Here is a 19,797-nt window from a genome sequence, read left to right on the forward strand (position 1 = left end):
CTCCCTTCCTACATTAATCCGCGGCAAGCTTCAACAATATCTTCCACCTGCGGAACGGCTTTTTTCTCTAGTTCAGGATGATAAGGCATTGGAATTTCTTTCCCCGCCAAACGAATAATCGGTGCATCCAAGAAATCAAAGGACTCGCCCTCAGCAATCACACTAGCTAATTCAGCACTGAAACCGCTGCGTTTTACCGCTTCAGTAACCACAACAGCTTTTCCAGTTTTCATAACAGAAGCAACAATTGTTTCTTTATCTAGTGGCACCAAGGTTCTTGGATCAACCACTTCAATATCAATACCTTCTTCAGCTAAAATATCCGCTGCTTCCAATGCTTTATGAACCATGATTCCTGTTGCTACGACAGAAACATCGGCTCCTTCACGTTTCACATCCGCTACCCCGATTGGAATTGTGTATTTGCCTTCAGGTACATCAGAAGTAGTTCGATAGCACAGTTTATGCTCGTAGAACATCACAGGATTATCATCTTCAATCGCCGCATGCAATAGCCCTTTCGCATCGTAAGCAGTTGCTGGTTGGATAACTTTCAATCCTGGGATATGAGCTGTCCAGTTCTCTAAGCTTTGGGAATGCTGAGCAGCTGCTCCTGTTCCCGATCCGCCTGGTGTACGCATAACCAAAGGAATTTTAGCTTTACCGCCATACATGTAACGAATTTTCGCTGCTTGGTTAACAATTTGATCTAAAGCGATCGTAATGAAATCGGAAAACTGAATTTCAAAAATCGGACGCATACCAGTCATGGCTGCTCCCACAGAAGCTCCCGCAATAACGGACTCAGCAATCGGTGTTGAACGAACTCGTTCTTCCCCAAACTCTTCATACATTCCTCGGCTAACCCCAAAAGCCCCGCCATATATTCCAATATCTTCGCCCATCAAGAAAACGTCTTCGTTTTCTCGCATCGCTTCAGACATTGCTTCTCTTACTGCTTCTGAATAAGTGATTTCTCTCATCAACTTGCTCCTCCTTGTTAATACTAAGGTAATCATTTTTCTCTGAAAAATGAGTCTGATTTTAACGCCGTATACCATTCTACTAAGTAGCCCGTATTCTCATTTAGCTCGTAGCTTTTGATTTCAAGAACGCACGATTAATCCGAATAAACATCCTCGTACATACTTTCGAGTTCTGGCATTGGGCTTTCTTCAGCGAATTTTACCGCGTCTTCGATTGCTTGTTTGGATTCAACGCGAATCGCTTCAGCTTCTTCTTCTGTGAACACTCCCGCGGCAACAAATTTGTCCTTTGCCAGCTTGATTGGATCACGATTTTTGCGCCAATCTTCTTCTTCTTCCTTAGTACGGTATTTCTTAGCATCTGATTTTGAATGACCCTTCCAACGATAAGTCATGGCTTCGATCAAGGTTGGTCCTTCTCCACGACGAGCTTTTTCTACTGCATCATAAGTTGTGTTGATCACTTCGATTAGGTCGTTGCCATCAATTGTGATCCCCTCAATACCATAAGCTTTTGATCGATCAGATAATTTATCAACCTTCATCATCGTTTTGAATGGACCGCTCATGCCGTATTGGTTATTTTCAATAAAATAGACAACTGGTAAATCCCAGATGGCTGCTAAGTTTACTGCTTCATGGAAGCTTCCTTCATTGGTAGAGCCATCGCCAGCATAAGCCAAGGCTACGTTGTCTTGCCCCTTCATCTTAGCTGTTAAGGCAGCACCGGTAGCAATCGGGAAGCCGCCACCAACAATTCCGTTGGCGCCCAAGTTTCCTGTATCTAAATCAGCTATATGCATTGATCCGCCTTTGCCGTTGTTTGTGCCAGTTGTTCGACCGAAAAGTTCTGCCATCATTTCGTTGATGTTGCACCCTTTAGCGATCGTTTGACCATGTCCTCGGTGTGTTGCGGTAATCCAGTCGGTTTTACGTAATACTGCCCCGCTCCCAGCTGAGGATGACTCCTGCCCAACTGCTAAGTGAGTTGTTCCGTGAATTAACCCTTTTGCAAACAATTGATCCACCTTTTCATCGAAGTAACGAATTTCCCACATTGTTCTGAATACTTTTTTGAGATCTTCGTCAGTCAAACCTGCACGATTCGGTACGGACATTTTACTTGTCTCTGACATAATTTACGCTCCTTTTCTTGATTCATCTATCACCAATTTCACTGATTCCAGTAAAATCAAAGTGGACTTCTTTGTATTTCTACTTAAGTAAAGTTTTTGCTGTTTCTTCGTCGGTAATCAGTACATTTACCAATCTGCCCTTTAAAGCTGCTTGGATACCACCGATTTTTTCTTTTCCACCCGAGACACCAATGCGAATCGGAATCTTTTTCAACTCTTTCAAATCAAGTGCCAGTACCCGGTTATTCCAAGTACAAGCAGCTAAATTTCCTGACTCATCAATAAAGTTATAACAAATATCTCCAGCCACTTTGCGATCCGACAGCTCTATCTGCAGCTGATCCGAATCAGCCAGCAAATACGTTTTAGTCATGGTCGAGTAAGCTGGCAAACCACCAATACCTACCAAGGCAACATCGACTTCCTTCGCTTCCTCGAATACTTGTTTGATAAAGGACTGTTCCATGAATACTTGCTTGGCTTCTGCAGAATCTACTGTAATCGGTGCATGCAGCTCAACTGCGATACCATCACACTTCTTAGCGAACAATTCACAGACAACATTCGCTTGTAAGGCCATATGCTGCTGGCCCAATCCACCAACCAATGGAACAAATTTCACTGACTCCAATTGACTCTTGGGCGAGAAGTTCATGGCTGCTTCGTGAACCACTGTACCTGCTGACACACCTACCGTTTGATTAGGCTGTAAAATTCTTGCCAGGTATTTTGCGGCCGTTATTCCAATGCGCTTACTTAACATCTCAACACCAGTAGGGGCAATACAAATGACTTCCTGCAACTTAAATTTTTCAGCAATTTTTTCTTCTAATCCTCGATAAGGATGAGCCATATCGTCATGAATAATGATCTCTACTAATCCCAAACCACGAGCCTTCGCTAAATATTTAGAAACCAGCGAGCGGCTGATGTTAAACCGTTTGGCTACCTCAGACTGTTTGGCTCCTTCTTCGTAATACATTGATGCCATTTCTGTCAACAGCCTTCGATCATCTGAATAACTCATGTCCTACCCCCAAAAAACTTTTTACTAAGCAGCATTTACCAACTTTGTGCACTTTCGAACATATGTGATATACCGTGACATATGTTACAAGTTAATAGTAGGTCGGATTGAGTCTGCTGTCAACGCTATTATGACGCCAATGTAAATGTTTACAGTATGTTCTGTTTTGAGATTGTCTAGTGACATATGTTACGTAGCATATCGAAAGTGACAAGAGGAAGCCATTGAATCCACGCAGTAGAGCTGACTAGAAAGACAGTCTACTATCGTTTGGATTCAATGGCTTTATCTGCAGAATGCTTTCTATCTATTACTGGATTGCCGCAATCAACTGATCACAACAAGTTTCCATCCCAAATTTAGTAATAAAAGGAGTCCCGTCTACTTTGGGCACATCAATGGCAAATTGGGGCTGACCAATTACGACTACAGCATCAGTTGAAGGGTCTAGTGCTTCTACTTCATAAATACTTTTTCCGGTAACCGTTGCTTCTATACCCTTTTGAGTCAAATAGTCTTGGATAAAATTGACCGCAAAGTTGCGTTTGTTATCGGAGGTTCCAGCTGCTACTAAAATATTCTTCATGCATATTCTTCCTTTTCCATTAATATGTTCTGCCGCCATCGGCTAAAATGATCTGACCATGGATATATGAGCTCTCTGGACTGGCTAAAAACAGAGCCAGATTGGCAATATCCTCCGGCTGTCCAATGCGTGAGATCGGAATCTTCTTCAACAGCTCAGCTCGACTAGCCTCGTCGGGATACAAATGGTCCAAAATCTCTGTTTGAATTACCCTTGGTGCGATGGCATTCACATTGACGCCCTTTGGTCCCAGCTCTTTTGAAATGGTGCGCATCAAACCATGCTGACCGGCCTTGGAAGAGGCGTAGTGAGCCCCTCCACCTGTTCCAGTGATAGCCGATCCAGAAGTGACGAAAATAATCTTGCCTTGATTAGACAGGAAGTCTTCATAAAAAGCTTTGATAGTATAAAAGGAACCATCCAGATTGATGTGAAGAACTCGCTGCCACTCTTCAATACTAATCTCTTCAACTGAATGACGATAGCTTATCCCAGCATTAATTACCAACACATCTATTCGCCCAAATTCCGTAAAAACCTGCTCCCTTACCTGTTGTAATTCTTCTGCAGCAGACACATCTGCTTTAACAAACATTGCTTGAGCATACTCTTGACTTAATTGCTCGGCAGTCGCTTCACCAGCCGCTTGATCGAAATCAACAATAACAGCGTGTGCACCGGCCTGCGCAAATTTTTCCGCAATAGATCGCCCGATTCCTTTAGCCGCTCCGGTAACAACCGCAACTTTTCCCTGCATTTTTTCCACTAGGTCCACGTCCTTATTGCAAAATTTCAATAATCTTTTTAATGTCTTCATCCATGCCAACACCGGTCAAAAAGGATAAGGCACGAATAACCGGAATGTCGTTGCTTTCATAAGAAGTCGTGGTTACCACTAGATCGGCATTGCCAATTTTTGATGGCAGTTCAGCTACTTTGCATTGTTCAACAGTTGCTGTGATATTATTTTTCTCTAATTCTTCTTTCACCCGCATACAAACCACTGTTGATGTTGCTACCCCAGTTCCACAAGCAATTAATACATGTTTTTTATTCATTTGTCTCGACTCCTTCTACATTCTTTTTATCTGGTTCAATGTTGAATTGTTTTTTGATATCATTTCTTGTCCAGAACCAAAGTCCTCCATACATTACCAGAGCAATCACACCCGCAGCAAAAGCAGGTACATTGGATGGATCAATTAATTTCAGCATAATCCACAAGGTAATGTGACTGCTCATATCAATCCCTGAAATCATGGTTGCTCCTTCTGGGAAGGCAAAGCCTACTGCGTGAGCCATTGTTGTAGTCAAAGCACCTAGGTTAGTCGCAATGAAGAAGACGATACAAACAGAGACAATCGCATTTAACAAGCCGCGGAAAATATTTCCTTTGGAAGCGGCAATTGACCAAATGACAGTAAACGGCAATACAGCTAAATCAGCAAATGGCAACAACCGGTTGTATGGTAAAGTGGCTGCTAACAAAATAGTGATTGGAACCATAATCAAAGCAACAGTGATAATCGCTGGATGAGCCGTAACAACCGCTGCATCCAAACCGATATATACTTCTTTTCCTGGGAAACGTTTTTGAATGAAGGATTTTGCTGCTTCCGCAATTGGAGACAAGCCTTCCATTAGAAGCGCTACCATTCTTGGCATCAAAATCATAACCGCTGACATTTGAATCCCTAATTGAATAATTGCCTGTGAATCATACCCAGCCAAGAAGCCCATACCAACCCCTAGAATCAAGCCGATCATCATCGGTTCGCCGAAGATACCTAATTTATCCTTCAAGTTATCCGCATTAATATCAATTTTGTTAATACCAGGAATCTTATCCCATACCCGATTTAACGCGTATGTGATCGGTGCAAAATTGACCGTCTCACCATGCGGCAGCGAGATTCCAGGTAAGCCGTAGAAATGCTCCACTGCTGGTGCTGTCCAGTCAGCCAGCTTGAAGATGACGAACGTATTAATCAATGCACAAACAACGGCAATAACAATCGAATCTGTTGCATAATAAATCATTGCTCCAGGGAAAATCAAATGCCAATAATTCCAAATATCCACGTCCATTGTTTTCGTTAGATTAAAACGCAGCAGCACCATATTAAAGATAAAAATGGTTGGAATTAGCAAAACCGCAATCGGTGTTGCAAAGGTAATCGCCGCCCCTATCGGCCAACCAACGTCCAAAATATCTAAATGCAAGCCCAATCGTTCAATCATAGCTGTTGAGGCTTGACCAACCGAATCAGATAGCAAGCCAATAACTAGATTCAACCCAGTGAATCCAATACCAACTGTTAAACCTGCTCGAAACGATCGGCTCAGCTTTTGGCCTAGCACAACCCCAAAAACTGTTAAAATAATCGGCAGCATTGCCGCTGCTCCTAAATCCAAAATATAGTTAACCCCGCCTTTGATAATATCTAGCATTTCATTCATCCCCTTATTCCTATTAATGAATTATTTTTTGTTCCAAAAAATAGTCCTATTTTCATGCCGTGTACCATCCAACTATGTGGTTCGTTTTATTGTTTAGTTAAATTTGTAGTGATCACTTCGTACTTAGTCTGCTGCGAAAAGTTGGACTGGCATCCTTATTCCTATTAATGAATTATTTTTTGTTCCAAAAAATAGTCCTATTTTCATGCCGTGTACCATCCAACTATGTGGTTCGTTTTATTGTTTAGCTAAATTTGTAGTGATCACTTCGTACTTAGTCTGCTGCGAAAAGTTGGACTGGCATTTTTATTCTTAGTAACAACCCTAATTAATTGTCTCTAACAATTGCTCTACTTCATCTACTTGTTTCCCTTGCTTCAACAGGTGTAAATTCTTCTCATCTTGACATAAAGCAATCAGCCGCTGCAGCATAACCAGCTGTTGTTCGGGTTCTTTAATCGCTAACATGAACACTAGCTCGACATCTACATACTCATGATTACTGGCCATGATTTCAAAAGTCACTGGCTGCTTCAATACCCCAACTAAGAAGCCTTCCTTTTCTACATGATCTGAATCTGTATGAGGTATTGCAACACAGATTCCAGCTGTAGGCAGTCCGGTAGGGAATTTTTTCTCTCGTTCAATCACTGCTTCCTGATAGCTGGCTTTAACGAACCCGTGATCGTACAACACGTCGCTCATTTTTTTTAATAGCATTTCTTTGTCGGTTTCATCAAAAGTACAATAAAGATACTTTTGCTTTTCATCACATAATATTTTTTTCATAAGAGAATCCCATCACTTTGTCTTCCATTTTTTTTAGTTCAAGCATGATTTCTTCTGGCGTTTGGCATTGATCCATTCGTTCTAAAAAGTTCTCAGTTGCCAGTATTTCAGTAAAATAATACAAACAAGTGCCTATTGATTTTCCTTCTGGCAAACTAAAAGCAATCACATATTTCACCGGATCGTTTTGCTTGTGGTTAAAACAAACTGCTTCCTTCAAGCGCAATAAGCTGGCACCAATTCGTCGTGCTCCCTGGGCGGCCTCCGCATGAGGAATCGCAACCCCCGGTGAGATGACGATATATGGATCATTTCCCTCAATAATATCGATCATTCCCTCAATATATTCGGGATCAATGTAGTGATCCTTCTGCAAAATCTCTCCTGCCTGGCTTACCGCTTTCTGCCAATTTGTTGCTGTTTGATCCAACACAATATGGTCCAAACGCAAGATTGAAGATAGCCGCACTACTTCTTGAGGATCCATGGTCATCTGCTCGTTCAAACGGTAAAACTGTTCCAAATCCCGCAGAAAGTTTTGCTGATTTTCTTCATCTACATACTTCTCAATCACCGGTAAAAAACTTTGTATCAATTTCTCTTCCTTAGTAATCAAATAATTCTGATCAATAAATTGTTGCGGTTTAATTTTATAAATTGCTTTTTGTATTGATACGATATCTTCTTCCGTTAAAATCGGGTGAACCAAGACTACTGGCGACTTTTTAAACTGCAAAGGAACCGTGGAAACAATCAGGTCTTGATTTTCCGGCTGAATCTTCTGCAGCGTGTGGGAAGAATCCACTGAGACAATTTCCAAATGAGGAAAGGCCGCCAATAATTTCACTTTGATTAGCTGGGCCGTTCCGCTGCCAGAGTTGCAAACCAAACGAATCCGAATCGGACCTTGAAACGTAGAGTTGATCGTATTTTCCAGAATCGCCATGACATACATGACAATGAAAGACAATTCATCGTCGGTTACCTCTTTGCCTAAATACTCTTCAATTTTTTGCAGGTGCTTTTTTACCAGCGGAAAAATATCGGTGTAGGAGTGATAAACTTCATCATATAGAGCATTTTTCACGCTGCTGTTTAATTTGATACGGTAAATCAGTAATTTGAGGTGATTTTCCAATAATTCGAACAAATCGCTGTTCAAATAATACTTAATACCCAGCTCTTTGGTTAAATTGAAAATAAACTCATTAATTAAAATTTGCATTTCAATCGAATCGATCTTACGACTGTTGTTCTTGATGTAACTTTTGCTGCGAAGAATTGAGACTAAATAGTCGGTCTCCCCTTCATTAATTGTCGTTGCATAATGTTCACTTAGCTTCCTACTAATCGCCTGAGCAAAGCCGTACTTCGAGCTCTCTCTTAAGCGGTGCAGTTCGTTGGAATCAGCAATCTGGAACCCCAGCTGCAAACGTTCCAACATAATCAACAGGTAACAAACCACTTCCTGATAAGAAAAGTCTGATAGCTCCACGCCCTCATGCTTTTCCACCTCCAACAATAGCTGCCCTACTTCACGATAACGGGTTTGCTTGTCAATGATATCCAGCAGAAGATTTTGGAAAATATTATTCTCACTGCTAAAGGCATAATCATAGTCATTGTCAAACAATCCATTAAAGATAATCAGCTTAGTCATAGCTGTCCGAATCCTTTGTTCATCACCCTTAACCTTGTAGCCCTTACCGACTGCCGAGTATAAAGTGAGGTTATTCCGTTCAAACCACAGCTTCAGCTCTTCAATGTCGCTGACCAATGTATTACGACTGACCAAAACATATTCTGATAAATAATACGTGGTTACATAGTCCTTGCTGGTAACCAGCAACAAAGCTAAAATCGTCCGCCGCTCATCCTGAGATAAATGATAATCCTGAAAGGAACCGTACGTTTTCAGCAGTTCGTTCAGATCAACCTCCTTTGAAATCTGCAAATGCCCTCCTTCATCAAAAATGATGCGGGCATCATTGTCCTTCTCTAATTGAAAATTGATTTCCTTGATGTCATTACGAATCGTTTGCTCGGAAACTTTGAATAAACTCGCGTAACTGTGCAATGTTTGCTTCTTCTCATGCAAAATATCCAATAAAATTTTATTGATTCTTCGATTCACACCTATCACCTCTACACTTCTCATTATATTTTTCCCCAGATTATTCACAAGACCAATCCTTTTTACTGCGCGTCCAAAAAAATTGTACTAGAACAATTATTGTCAAAAAAAGCCAGCCATGTTAGGCTGAAACCAATGAATGCTTCTCTCTATAGAATAACACATGTCCCTCTACAATAAATTAAGGATGTTATTTATATGAAAGCATTGAGAAAAATAAAACCAGGCTATGGAAACATGGAAATTGTTGATTTAAACGAAATATCTCCTACTAAAGGGGAACTGAAGATTCGGGTACTTGCCACCGGTATATGCGGGTCAGACATCCATGCACTCAAGGGAGAATATAACAAACAGATCCCTTTAACTCTAGGTCATGAGTTTGTGGGAGAGGTGGTCGAGGTTGGAGAAAATGTAACAGCATTTAAACAGGGAGACCGATTAGTTAGTGAGACCACTTTTGAAGTTTGTGAAAAATGTGAGTACTGTTTAGCCGAAGAATACAACCTGTGCAGCCAGCGAAAAGGAATCGGTACTCAGGTGGATGGCAGCTTCGCCGAATATGTTATTGTCAAAGCTGCTCGCTGTCACCTAGTCCCCCCAGAAATTGATACAAAGGTGGCTGCTATGATGGAACCCTTGTCCTGCTGTGTCCATGCGGTGATGGAGAAATCTACTATTATTCCAGGCGAAAAGATTGCTGTTTTTGGTCCAGGACCGATTGGGATGTTATTAGCTGCTGTACTGGTCTCATTAGATGCCGAGGTCTTTCTCATCGGGATTACCAAAGACCAAAAACGACTCAGCTTGGCTTCTCAAATAGGTGTTCAGCACATTATAGATAGTCAGCAGCAAGATTTGGAAACCTATATCAGCGAACACACTGACAAACATGGCGTTGACCAAGTCTTCGAATGCTCAGGCAGTCCAATCGCTGTCCTGCAGGCGATGAAAATTTTGAAGAAAAAAGGTCGTTTAATTCAGGAAGGTTTATTTGCCAAAGATATGAACGAAATCAATATGAGTTTGTTGATTCATAAAGAGCTTGAGTATATTGGTTCTCGGACTCAGAAGCCAACTTCCTGGAAGCAATCTCTGGCTTGGCTTCAGGAGCAGAAGGTCGATCTCACACCAATTGTGACCAAAACATTGCCCTTGGATCAATGGGAGGAAGCTTTCCAGCTAGCGATGAATGGAGAGGAATTGAAGGTGTTGATGATTCCTTAGCATAAGCTAGCTAACTCTTTATAAAGAGATTCGTTTTTCTAAAAACAGGAAAAATGAGTCGAATCACTGCGAAAAATACGACTAGCAAAGAGACAGGAATCAGTGTGACTGGTTCCTGTTTTTGTGCAGCAAGATCGGCTAAACAAGGTATAATGTATTTAACAGGAAAGGATCGGCTGCGATGATTAAAAAAACAGTAACTTCCGCTATAGCACAAAATAATCTTGAACAGCTTATACAGGAAGTAAATGAAATCCGTATGATTGTCGAAATTATTGATGAGGCTGCTGGCAACAATGCCGTTTTAGTGAGTTTATCTGATTGGAAATCTATTCAAGAAACACTCTTCCTTGAGCAAACGGGTACTTTAGGTACCGTTAGAGCTCGTGAAAAGGACGGTAGTGGCGTTACCGCCGTTGACGATATTGATTGGGAGGATTTATGACAAGCACACGAATTAGCCAAACTGAAGGACAAAAAAATACCCATTAACTAAAATGAGTATTTTTGCGGAATTGATTTGCACACGTCTGCAAAACTGATGCAAATCATTCTAATATAGCAATTGTATTGGAAATGAAGAGCATTGCCTACTTCTAAGTAGGTAGCTGACTATATTCCCAAGACGTGATTACAGTCACGTCTTTTTTGATAAGTTTTAACTTACCTTGCACCTTAAATATATACGGTTTTTTGTTAACTTTCAAGGATTACCACTGAATATTTTCAGAGGTTATTCAGCTTTATCCCCATACAACTCAACCATCTCCTGCACCCGTCGTCGCATTCCCTCTCGAATGTGCTTTGGCTCTAAACACTCACATCTATTCCCAAAACTAAGCAGGATATTGTAGCTGTAGTCATTTTCGATAAACGGAAAACGAGCGATATAATACTCTTCGCCATCCGGTGAGAAGTTCTCATACGCACAATACTCAAGTACCTGATCCATCACAGATCGATGAACACGCAGCGTAATTTCCACCTGTATCGTGGCCAAAACATCATTAAATTCTAACTGGGGCTTTTGATATTCCCGTGGAACGAACGTTTTTTCCAATAATTGCAAGTTCGTCATGCGGGTTAGCTTGAATAAACGGTAATCCTTTCGCTCGTGACAATACCCTTGCCAATACCAGTGTCCACCCTTCAATACTAGCTGATAGGGTTCGACGATTCGACTGGTTTTATTTCCGTGGCTGTCAGCGTATTCAAAGGAAAGCAGCTGGCTTTTCAGCAAAGCCTTTTGGATCAATTCCAAATACGCTTGTATATTGCGATTCCCCATCCAAGGACTCAAATCAATATGCAGCTGATTGGCTTTTACCTCTATATCCTTCGCCTGCTCAGCTGGAACAAAGCTCTTTACCTTTGCAAGCGCATTGACCAGCTCCTCCCCGCGTACCATGTTGGAAACACTGGACAGCCCCATCAAAATGGTAGAAAGATCCGTTGTGGAAAAAACCTTCTTATCCAGCTTATAATTCTGCATGATTTCAAAGCCGCCACCGACTCCTGAAGTTGAGCGAATTGGAATCCCCGCCGTGTTGATGGAATCAATGTCACGATAAATAGTCCGGGGTGATACTTCAAACATTTCCGCCAGCTCCTGCGCCCCAACCCGCTCTTTTTCTAGGAGTATCATAATCATACTAACCAGCCGATCAACCTTCATCTAAGAACCGCCTTCCGAAATTTCTTTTTTCCATTGTAGAATTGTTGCCATACAGGTGTCAACAATTGCCAGGTATACTAAGGGTATAAAAAGGAAATCGGAGGAAATTTATGACTACCATTTATGTTTATATTCTTGATACTTTAGCAGACTGGGAATTGGGGTATGTTACTGCCGAGTTGAATTCCGCTCGCTTTTTTAAGAAGGATGCACAGCCTGTATCCCTCAAAACAGTCGGCTATTCCAGAGAACCCGTGAAAACAATGGGTGGAATGACTATTGTACCTGATTGCCTGATTGAAGATATTTCCATGGACGAGACCAGTGTGCTATTGCTGCCGGGAGCAGATACTTGGAGTGATCCGAAGCATAGCGCAATTATCGAAAAAACAAGTGAGCTTCTTTCCTTGGGTGCGACAGTCGGCGCAATTTGTGGAGCTACCGTTGCTCTAGCCAATGCTGGACTATTAGATAATCGGCCCCATACCAGTAATGGTCCAGGATTTCTTGACATGTTTGTTCCTAGCTATAAAGGACAAGAATTCTATGTAGATCAGCCTTCTGTAGCAGACAACAACCTCATTACAGCAAGTTCTACTGGAGGTTTGCTGTGGGCAAAGCAATTGATCGAGCGACTGGATGTTTTTCAAGAGAATACTGTGGAAGCATGGTATGACTATTTCAGCATTGGCAAGCCAGAACACTTTTACGCGCTTATGCAAACCTTGCCTCCACAGGAACATTAAGCAAAAGAAAATCCCCATCAACGTGGGGATCTCAGACTGTAGACAAATAGGAACCAGGAGACCCCTGATTCCTATTTGGTTGTTTCTAATTTTACTAGATTCACTTACCCTTTAACATCGGCAGTCTTGCCAACCTTGGCTGGATCTTTTTGCACCTTCAACAGGATCAGCTTAGTAATCTCCATCAAAAGTACCGCTGCTAGGGCTAACAACATACTCAAACCAACATGACTTAAAGTAAAGTTTTGAGGAATGGCAAAGATTTCGCGTACGCCTGGAATCAACGTGACACTATACAAAGCCCCACATACGACAATCGCCAACCAAACCAGTTTGTTTTCTAAGAATCCAGCTTGCCAAGAAGTCTGGGTATTAGAACGAGCTGGCAAGGTCTGCAAGGTCCGGCTCCAAATCAAGGTAGAGAAGGCCATAGCAACACCAATTTCTACTGATTCCTGCATGCCTAGCCATTGGGCAAAAATCACAGCAGCTGCAATCAGAATGCCGCGATAAGTTACTGAGCTTAAAGTCTTGCCAGTGAAAATTCCTTGATCAGGATCACGAGGTGCCCGCTGCATGATCGTCGGTTCTGGCTTCTCTGTTCCTAAAGCAATTGCTGGCAGTGAGTCATTCACTAGGTTAATGAACAACAGCTGCAAAGCAGTAAAGGGATTATTCCAACCCATAACTAGAGCAAACACAATCGCAATAATCGCCCCTAAGTTACCGGCAAACAAGTAGGCAATCGCCTTCTTGATGTTGTCATAAACGTTACGCCCAACCTTTACAGCACTAATAATTGAGGCAAAGTTGTCATCGGTTAGCACCATCGCCGCAGCATCCTTCGCTACGTCAGTTCCGGTACCCATGGCAATCCCAATATCGGCTTGCTTCAAGGCTGGTGCATCATTCACACCGTCACCAGTCATGGCAGAGATCTTGCCTTTGTTTTGCCAAGCACGGATGATTCGGATTTTATTCTCTGGTGAAACTCGAGCGTAAACAGTAATTTTTTCCAAGCGTTCCTTTAATTCTAACTCACTTAATTGATCCAGCTCGGTTCCCGTTAACGCCTGATCCCCCTCAGCAAAAATTCCGATCTCTTTAGCAATCGCCACGGCGGTCGTTTTGTGGTCGCCAGTGATCATCACGGTTTTCATGCCGGCGTTTCTAGCATCAATAACGGCTTGGAAAACTTCCTCACGGGGAGGATCAATCATCGCTAACAGCCCCACAAAAACCAACTCTTGTTCGTCTTCAAACTCTAAATCATGATCCGCTAATGACTTGTAAGCAAAGGCCAAAACCCGTAAAGCTCGTTCTGAGAAAGCTTCGTTCTGCTGCTGAATCAGCTGCTTGTGCTCCTCTGTCATAGGAACCACTTCGCCATCAAGCAAAATATGACTGCTGCGGTTAATGACAATATCTGGTCCGCCCTTGGTTAACAGCAGCTTCTCCCCATCAATTTCATGCTGTGTGGACATTAATTTCCGATCAGAGTCAAAGGGAAGCTCGTTTAATCGTGGATATTTTTGACGAAGTTCCTTGTAAGGCTGCTCCTGTTTATTACTAAAATCGATCAACGCAACCTCTGTTGGATCACCAAGCTTCGCGCCATCTTCTGCAATTGCCGCATCATTGGCTAAGACACTAATCTCAACTAAACGTCGTTCGTCCTTCGTCCAGCTGTCTGGTGTTTGCGAGAATTTGCCACTTTGACCATTCGGTAAAAAGTAATCCACCACTGTCATCCGATTTTGTGTCAGCGTACCGGTTTTATCCGTACAGATGACACTCGTTGAGCCTAACGTTTCAACGGCTGGCAACTTGCGGATAATCGCATGTTCGCGGGCCATTTTCTTCGTTCCCAAAGATAAAACAATCGTCACAATCGACTGCAAAGCCTCTGGAATTGCTGCAACTGCAACAGCAATCGCAAACATAAAGGCATTGACTAGGTCGGCGGTTAAATCACCCGTACCATCCCCCATAAAGATTCGAGCTACCTGTACTCCTAGGATGATTAGCGACAAGCCTAGAATCGCCAAACTCAATTTCTTACTAAAGCGATCCAAGCCCCGCTGTAACGGTGTCTTCTGTTCAACGGTTGTTTCCAGCAAACCAGCAACCTCACCAATGGCTGTATTGTTCCCCGTCGCCGTTACAACAAATTTTCCACGACCATAAGTCACAATTGTTCCGCTGTAAACCATATTCAAACGATCACCAATCGGAACCGTTGCGTCAATCAGCTGAACTTCTTTTTCTGCCGGTGTAGATTCCCCCGTCAGCATCCCCTCATCAACCTTCAAGGAGCCTTCTTCCAGCAAACGACCATCCGCTGGTACGTAATCTCCAGCTTCCAAAAGGACAATATCGCCTACTACCAAGTCCTTAGCTAAAATTGATTGCTCCGCACCATCACGAATTACATTGGCATCCGGTGCGGACAGATTCTTCAAAGCAGCCAGCGAACCTTCCGCCTTTTTCGTTTGAATGACACTGACTACCGAATTCAGCAGCAAAACCGCGAAAATGACGATCGATTCAACATAAGCCCCCATCACCAGCTGCACCGTGGCAACAATCAGCAGCACAACTACCATCGCATCCTTGAAGGTTTCCAAAAACAACTTAAAGCTGGATTTTCGTGGGGCTTCCTTCAGCTGGTTCGGACCATTTTCTGTTAAACGCTGCTGCGCTTCTGAGGTGGTTAAACCCTGTTCCGAGGTTTGATTTTCCGTTAATACATCACTTAATTTTTTTTGATAGATTTCTTGTGCCAATCACGATGCTCCCTTTAGTTTTTTCAGTAATTTTCCCTATAAAAAAATGAGACCTAAGACAAGCGAACTTGTCTTAGGTCTCACCATTTAAAATAATACCAGAAAGCCTTGCGACTAACTTACTGTTGGCATTATTACAACATTTGTTGTTGGTTACTCCCCTAAGGAATAATCTTACTGTATATTCATCATAGCGGATACCATGAGAATTCACCATATTTATGCTTATGGGTAAAGAAAAGTATAAGGAGTCCAACCACCGTATACTATTCCGTTTTAGATAAACAACCTCATCACTTCAACGTTTGCTTCAGCCATTCTCCAAATGAGGTATTTCCCAGAGGTTTCTCATCCCTTAGACCTGCTTTATACAAAAAGTTGTTCCAACCACCATTAATCATAGACGCCTGTTTACTATATTCAAATTCTTTGACTGTCGGGTTTCTCCCCAATTCTTTTGCTTGTTTTCGCACGAAGGCAATCAATTGTTTGTTGCTGATATTCACATCAGATTTTTTGTGTCTTCTCGATTCTAGGCCGGCACTTTCTATAAATTCATTCCAGCGACCATATCTGCCAATCGCCAGGCTTCTATAGTCGAATTCGTCGTACGTCGGCGTTCGGCCCAATTCTTTCGCTTGTTTCTGCACGAAGGCAATCAGCTGCTCGTTGCTGATAGGTTTGGTATATTGTTTGGGCTTTTGCCATTCTAAGCCAGCGCTTTTCAAAAAATTCTTCCAGCTGCCAAATCTTTCTCTCACCAGGTAGCCATAAGCAAACTCTTTGGACATTGGCCTTTTCCCTAACTCTTTCGCTTGTTTCTGCACTAACTCAATCAGCTGCTCGTTGGTGATATGCGCATCATTCAGTTTGGATCCTCTCAATTCTAAGCCAGCACTTTCTAAAAATTTGCTCCACTTACCATATCTTTTTGCTGCCAGAGACCCATAGTTAAATTCGTTGTACGTCGGCGTTCGGTCCAATTCTTCCGCTTGCTTTTGCACGAGGGCAATCAACTGTTCGTTGCTGAAAGATTTATGATAATCTTTGGCTCTTTTTAATTCTAAGCCGGCGTTTGCCAAGAATTTTTCCCAGCTGCCATATCTTTTGGTCACAAGATACCCATAGTCAAAGGTTTTGAACGTTGGCGTTTCCCCTGACTCTTTGGCTTGCTTTTGCGCTAACTCAATCAATTGCTCATTACTTATGCGACGCTTATTTTGCTGAGAACTTTGATAGTCTAGACCAGCACTTTCCAAAAAATTCTTCCAGCCACCATATCTTTTTTTCGCAAGGTCGCTATAATAAAACTCGTTAGACGTGGGCGGTCGTCCGGATTGTTCCGCTTGTTTTTGGACTAATTTGATCAGCTCTTCATTACTCTTTTGCTTAGATGCTTCGCGTCTTCGTGGCTCTAAACCAGCACTTTCCAAAAAGTTGCTCCAGCTGCCATATCTGACTGTTACTGTGCTTCTATATCTAAACTCTCTGACCGTTGGTGTTTTCCCTTGTTCTTTCGCCTGCTTTCGTACCAACTCGATCAGCTCTTCATTACGTATATCCTCCACATGTTGCTTAATTCGACGCGGCCTTAAGCCGGCACTTTCCAAAAAGTTGTTCCAGGTGCCGAACCTAGTGGATGCGCGTCTCCCCTGGTCAAACTCGTTGAGTCCGGGTGTTCTCCCTAATTCTTCCGCTCGCTTGTGTACCCGTTCAATCAGGTCTTCATTGCTTATGTCTCTCTTATGTGATTTCCCTATTCGCGGCTTTAAGCCAGCACTTTCTAAGAACTTGCCCCATCTTCCATATCTAGCTTTCACCGTTCTTTTGTATTCAAACTCGGCTAACGTAGGCGTTTCCCCTTGTTCTTTCGCCTGTTTTTGTACTAGCTCGATCAGCTCCTCGTCGCTTAGGTATCGCTTATCGTGCAAGGAGCGCACCGGCTCTAGTCCAGCGCTTTCCAAAAAGTTGTTCCAACTGCCATATCTGACTTGCGCAATCCCGTAATGCTTAAAATTAATAGCCCTTGGTGTTCGGCCAGATTCTTCTGCTTGTTTTTGTACTAATTCAATCAGCTGCTCATTGCTTATGCGCCTTCTCAAATTTCTGCCTTCACGCGGCTTTAAATCCGCTCTTTCCAAAAAGCTGTTCCAGGTGCCATACCTTTTCACAATTGTTCCGCTATGCTTGAACTCTTTAAACTTCGGCGTTCTTCCTAACTCCTCTGCTTGTTTTTGCACTAATGCAATCAGGTGATTATTGCTGAGGCGTTTTTTAAGTTGCTTGTGTCTATGCGGTCCAAGACCCGCAGCTTCTAAAAATTTTTCCCAGCTGCCATAGCGATGGATAGCTGTGGAACTATACTTAAAGTCTTCGGCAGTTGGTTCTTGATCTGAATCAATCTCCTGTTGCTGGACAAGCTGGATCAGCTCTTTGTTGGTTACATTATGAATCGGTGTATGCGGCTCCAGCCTGGCATTTTGTAAAAAATTCTTCCAGCCGCCAAATCTCTTTGCTACTAATGATCCATATTCAAACTCTCTCATACGTGGTGTTCGGCCCAGTTGTTCGGCCTGCTCTCTGACTCGTTCGATCAATTGTTCATTCGTGATCTTCCTTCTAGGCCCGACAGGTTCCCCTGGTTTTCCGGGTTTTACCGGCTCTAAGCCAGCACTTTTTAGGAAACCTGTCCACGTACCATAGCGCTTTGCAGCTAACGTCCCATACTCAAACTGATTCTTCACAGGTGTTCGACCTAACTTTTCAGCTTGCAGTTGAACCAGTTCGATTTACCTGTCATTCGTTACGTCACTGTATTTATAGTTGTGTGGTGTTTTAGGATCCAATCCAGCACTTTTTAAGAAGTTTTTCCAGCCACGAAATCTGCTTTTGGCTAAAGGTCCGTAATGAAACTCTGCCGCTTTGGGAGATCGACCCAATTCTGCCGCTTTCTTTTGCACTAATTCAATCAGTTCCTCATCCGTTACCGGAATGGTATACCATCTAGGCTCTGATGGTTCGAGCTTTGCAGCCAATAGAAAATTGCCCCAGTTACCAAATCTGCCTGCCACTAGTGATGAATACTCAAATTCTTTTACGAAGGGGGTTCGTCCTAGCTCCTCCGTTTTTTCATGGATCATTTTAATCAGCTGTTCATTGCTTATCTTTCTTCTGTTCATAGCTAGTGTTCCTGCTTCCAGACCGGCCTGCTGCAAAAACTTGCCCCAATTGCCAAATCTAGTAGTGATTAGTCCACCATACTTGAATTCTTTCTTTAGAGGGGTTCGCCCCTTTTCAGCAGCCTCCTGTTGGACTAATGCGATCAGCTCTTCATTGGTTACACCCGTTTTAAGCTTACTCATCTCTAGTCCAGCCTGATCCATGAATTCTTTCCAAGAGCCAAATCGATCCCTGGCTAAAATACGATACTCGAACTCGGTACTCATAGGGACCCGACCTAATTTAGAAGTCTCCTGTTGAATCAATCCGATCAGCTCTTCATTGGTAATTGCTCTTCTGCTCCTTGGATTTTCTGCCAGCTCTAATCCAGCACTGTTTATAAACTTGCTCCAGGTACCAAATTGCCGATTGGCGAAATGACTCAGTTCAAACTCTTTCTTAAAAGGGGTTCGCCCTAATTCAGCAGCCCTTTCTTGGACCCGTTGGATTAACTCTTCAGCGCTGATATCTCTTTTGCGGGAAGGCGGCTCCATACCGACCTGTCGCAGAAAGGCGGTCCATGAACCAAATCGCCAGCGTACTAATTCTCTATATGGAAACTCTCTTTGGAGAGGTGTTCGCCCTAGTTTAGCAGCCTCCTCCTGAATTAATACAATCAGTTCTTCGTTGCTTGGTTTTATTTTATTTAAATCCGTGACCATTCATCAATCTCCTTGTTGCGGATGAACCATAAAGTGAAGCGATATGTAATTGTTGATTGGCCTAGTTCATCTGCTTTTTTTATTCAACGTGTATGTAATCCTTGAAGACAGCTCTATTCTCGTGATGAGAAATTTTGTCTTCGCTGTATAGAATCATCAAATCTACTATCATTTCCTCAAAGTTTGTTACTTATTAGAAAAAAAGAACACGTGAGTAATTATACTTCATTGATTCGTTGGGTAAAACAAAAAAATACACTGTTTTTCACTTTTTATTGAAATATTTTATTATCCATTAGAAAGGAAATCATGAAGATGCACTTGGAAAGGGAATCTTTAACCATTTCCACAACCTATAAATGAT

16 protein-coding genes are annotated in these 19,797 nt (G+C 42.4%); 3 read left to right on the plus strand and 13 right to left on the minus strand.

The annotated features are described in order from the left end of the window. Nucleotides 1–8 precede the first annotated feature (8 nt). The 9 genes from IGI49_RS13265 to IGI49_RS13305 all read right to left on the minus strand — a co-directional run bounded on the left by IGI49_RS13265 (nucleotide 9) and on the right by IGI49_RS13305 (nucleotide 9,142). Nucleotides 9–983, minus strand: a complete 975-nt coding sequence (locus IGI49_RS13265; protein ID WP_429964872.1) for an alpha-ketoacid dehydrogenase subunit beta — start codon at nucleotides 981–983, stop codon at nucleotides 9–11. Between the two features lie 137 nt (nucleotides 984–1,120). Continuing rightward, on the minus strand, nucleotides 1,121–2,122 hold the full coding sequence (locus IGI49_RS13270; protein ID WP_429964873.1) for a thiamine pyrophosphate-dependent dehydrogenase E1 component subunit alpha: 1,002 nt from the start codon (nucleotides 2,120–2,122) through the stop codon (nucleotides 1,121–1,123). 79 nt (nucleotides 2,123–2,201) lie between these two features. Next, a complete protein-coding gene (locus IGI49_RS13275) occupies nucleotides 2,202–3,149 on the minus strand; it encodes a sugar-binding transcriptional regulator (protein WP_429964874.1) in 948 nt (315 codons plus the stop codon). 310 nt (nucleotides 3,150–3,459) lie between these two features. Next, nucleotides 3,460–3,735 (minus strand): hypothetical protein, encoded by a 276-nt coding sequence (locus IGI49_RS13280; protein WP_429964875.1) that lies wholly within the window; start codon nucleotides 3,733–3,735, stop codon nucleotides 3,460–3,462. 19 nt (nucleotides 3,736–3,754) lie between these two features. Next, the gene (locus tag IGI49_RS13285) at nucleotides 3,755–4,492 is read right to left on the minus strand and encodes an SDR family NAD(P)-dependent oxidoreductase (protein WP_429965006.1); all 738 of its coding nucleotides are present in this window, start codon (nucleotides 4,490–4,492) and stop codon (nucleotides 3,755–3,757) included. Between the two features lie 22 nt (nucleotides 4,493–4,514). Beyond that, nucleotides 4,515–4,793, minus strand: coding sequence for a PTS sugar transporter subunit IIB (locus tag IGI49_RS13290; RefSeq protein WP_207700749.1), 279 nt, complete (start codon nucleotides 4,791–4,793; stop codon nucleotides 4,515–4,517). Continuing rightward, nucleotides 4,786–6,195 carry a PTS galactitol transporter subunit IIC gene (locus IGI49_RS13295; protein ID WP_429964876.1) on the minus strand — a complete coding sequence of 470 codons (1,410 nt, stop codon included), beginning with the start codon at nucleotides 6,193–6,195 and terminating at the stop codon, nucleotides 4,786–4,788. Before IGI49_RS13295 ends, IGI49_RS13290 begins: the two co-directional genes overlap by 8 nt. Before the next feature lie 324 nt (nucleotides 6,196–6,519). Next, the gene (locus tag IGI49_RS13300) at nucleotides 6,520–6,984 is read right to left on the minus strand and encodes a PTS sugar transporter subunit IIA (protein ID WP_429964877.1); all 465 of its coding nucleotides are present in this window, start codon (nucleotides 6,982–6,984) and stop codon (nucleotides 6,520–6,522) included. Beyond that, on the minus strand, nucleotides 6,965–9,142 hold the full coding sequence (locus IGI49_RS13305; RefSeq protein WP_429964878.1) for a BglG family transcription antiterminator: 2,178 nt from the start codon (nucleotides 9,140–9,142) through the stop codon (nucleotides 6,965–6,967). The genes IGI49_RS13300 and IGI49_RS13305 overlap by 20 nt, the downstream gene beginning before the upstream one ends. A 174-nt stretch (nucleotides 9,143–9,316) precedes the next feature. On the opposite strand from IGI49_RS13305, the gene IGI49_RS13310 reads away from it, so the two are divergent. Further along, nucleotides 9,317–10,345: a zinc-binding dehydrogenase gene (locus IGI49_RS13310; RefSeq protein WP_429964879.1), complete on the plus strand. Its 1,029-nt coding sequence runs from the start codon at nucleotides 9,317–9,319 to the stop codon at nucleotides 10,343–10,345. Between the two features lie 181 nt (nucleotides 10,346–10,526). Next, on the plus strand, nucleotides 10,527–10,790 hold the full coding sequence (locus IGI49_RS13315) for a type II toxin-antitoxin system prevent-host-death family antitoxin (RefSeq protein ID WP_429964880.1): 264 nt from the start codon (nucleotides 10,527–10,529) through the stop codon (nucleotides 10,788–10,790). A 288-nt stretch (nucleotides 10,791–11,078) separates the two neighbouring features. Here IGI49_RS13315 and IGI49_RS13320 read toward each other — a convergent pair whose 3' ends face one another. Beyond that, nucleotides 11,079–12,020, minus strand: coding sequence for a helix-turn-helix transcriptional regulator (locus tag IGI49_RS13320; protein ID WP_429964881.1), 942 nt, complete (start codon nucleotides 12,018–12,020; stop codon nucleotides 11,079–11,081). A 110-nt stretch (nucleotides 12,021–12,130) separates the two neighbouring features. Here IGI49_RS13320 and IGI49_RS13325 point away from each other — a divergent pair, with 110 nt between their 5' ends. Next, the gene (locus tag IGI49_RS13325) at nucleotides 12,131–12,766 is read left to right on the plus strand and encodes a type 1 glutamine amidotransferase family protein (RefSeq protein ID WP_429964882.1); all 636 of its coding nucleotides are present in this window, start codon (nucleotides 12,131–12,133) and stop codon (nucleotides 12,764–12,766) included. Nucleotides 12,767–12,870: 104 nt separating this feature from the next. Here IGI49_RS13325 and IGI49_RS13330 read toward each other — a convergent pair whose 3' ends face one another. The 3 genes from IGI49_RS13330 to IGI49_RS13340 all read right to left on the minus strand — a co-directional run bounded on the left by IGI49_RS13330 (nucleotide 12,871) and on the right by IGI49_RS13340 (nucleotide 19,433). After that, nucleotides 12,871–15,552, minus strand: coding sequence for a cation-translocating P-type ATPase (locus IGI49_RS13330; RefSeq protein ID WP_429964883.1), 2,682 nt, complete (start codon nucleotides 15,550–15,552; stop codon nucleotides 12,871–12,873). Nucleotides 15,553–15,845: 293 nt separating this feature from the next. Beyond that, nucleotides 15,846–18,341 (minus strand): homing endonuclease associated repeat-containing protein, encoded by a 2,496-nt coding sequence (locus IGI49_RS13335; protein WP_429965007.1) that lies wholly within the window; start codon nucleotides 18,339–18,341, stop codon nucleotides 15,846–15,848. Continuing rightward, entirely contained in the window at nucleotides 18,342–19,433 is a 1,092-nt protein-coding gene (locus tag IGI49_RS13340; protein WP_429964884.1) for a homing endonuclease associated repeat-containing protein, read from the minus strand. Nucleotides 19,434–19,797 lie beyond the last annotated feature (364 nt).

The organism is Enterococcus sp. AZ071 (assembly GCF_050499065.1).
In the GTDB taxonomy this organism is placed as follows: Bacteria; Bacillota; Bacilli; order Lactobacillales; family Enterococcaceae; genus Enterococcus_A; species Enterococcus_A ferrettii.

Bases quoted from the DNA above. Each gene is read 5' to 3' on its own strand.
- IGI49_RS13290 (WP_207700749.1), bottom strand. From the start codon at position 4,793: ATGAATAAAAAACATGTATTAATTGCTTGTGGAACTGGGGTAGCAACA.
- IGI49_RS13265 (WP_429964872.1), bottom strand. From the start codon at position 983: ATGAGAGAAATCACTTATTCAGAAGCAGTAAGAGAAGCAATGTCTGAA.
- IGI49_RS13305 (WP_429964878.1), bottom strand. From the start codon at position 9,142: ATGAGAAGTGTAGAGGTGATAGGTGTGAATCGAAGAATCAATAAAATT.
- IGI49_RS13285 (WP_429965006.1), bottom strand. From the start codon at position 4,492: ATGCAGGGAAAAGTTGCGGTTGTTACCGGAGCGGCTAAAGGAATCGGG.
- IGI49_RS13300 (WP_429964877.1), bottom strand. From the start codon at position 6,984: ATGAAAAAAATATTATGTGATGAAAAGCAAAAGTATCTTTATTGTACT.
- IGI49_RS13320 (WP_429964881.1), bottom strand. From the start codon at position 12,020: ATGAAGGTTGATCGGCTGGTTAGTATGATTATGATACTCCTAGAAAAA.
- IGI49_RS13340 (WP_429964884.1), bottom strand. From the start codon at position 19,433: ATGGTCACGGATTTAAATAAAATAAAACCAAGCAACGAAGAACTGATT.
- IGI49_RS13315 (WP_429964880.1), top strand. From the start codon at position 10,527: ATGATTAAAAAAACAGTAACTTCCGCTATAGCACAAAATAATCTTGAA.
- IGI49_RS13270 (WP_429964873.1), bottom strand. From the start codon at position 2,122: ATGTCAGAGACAAGTAAAATGTCCGTACCGAATCGTGCAGGTTTGACT.
- IGI49_RS13275 (WP_429964874.1), bottom strand. From the start codon at position 3,149: ATGAGTTATTCAGATGATCGAAGGCTGTTGACAGAAATGGCATCAATG.
- IGI49_RS13280 (WP_429964875.1), bottom strand. From the start codon at position 3,735: ATGAAGAATATTTTAGTAGCAGCTGGAACCTCCGATAACAAACGCAAC.
- IGI49_RS13310 (WP_429964879.1), top strand. From the start codon at position 9,317: ATGAAAGCATTGAGAAAAATAAAACCAGGCTATGGAAACATGGAAATT.
- IGI49_RS13295 (WP_429964876.1), bottom strand. From the start codon at position 6,195: ATGAATGAAATGCTAGATATTATCAAAGGCGGGGTTAACTATATTTTG.
- IGI49_RS13325 (WP_429964882.1), top strand. From the start codon at position 12,131: ATGACTACCATTTATGTTTATATTCTTGATACTTTAGCAGACTGGGAA.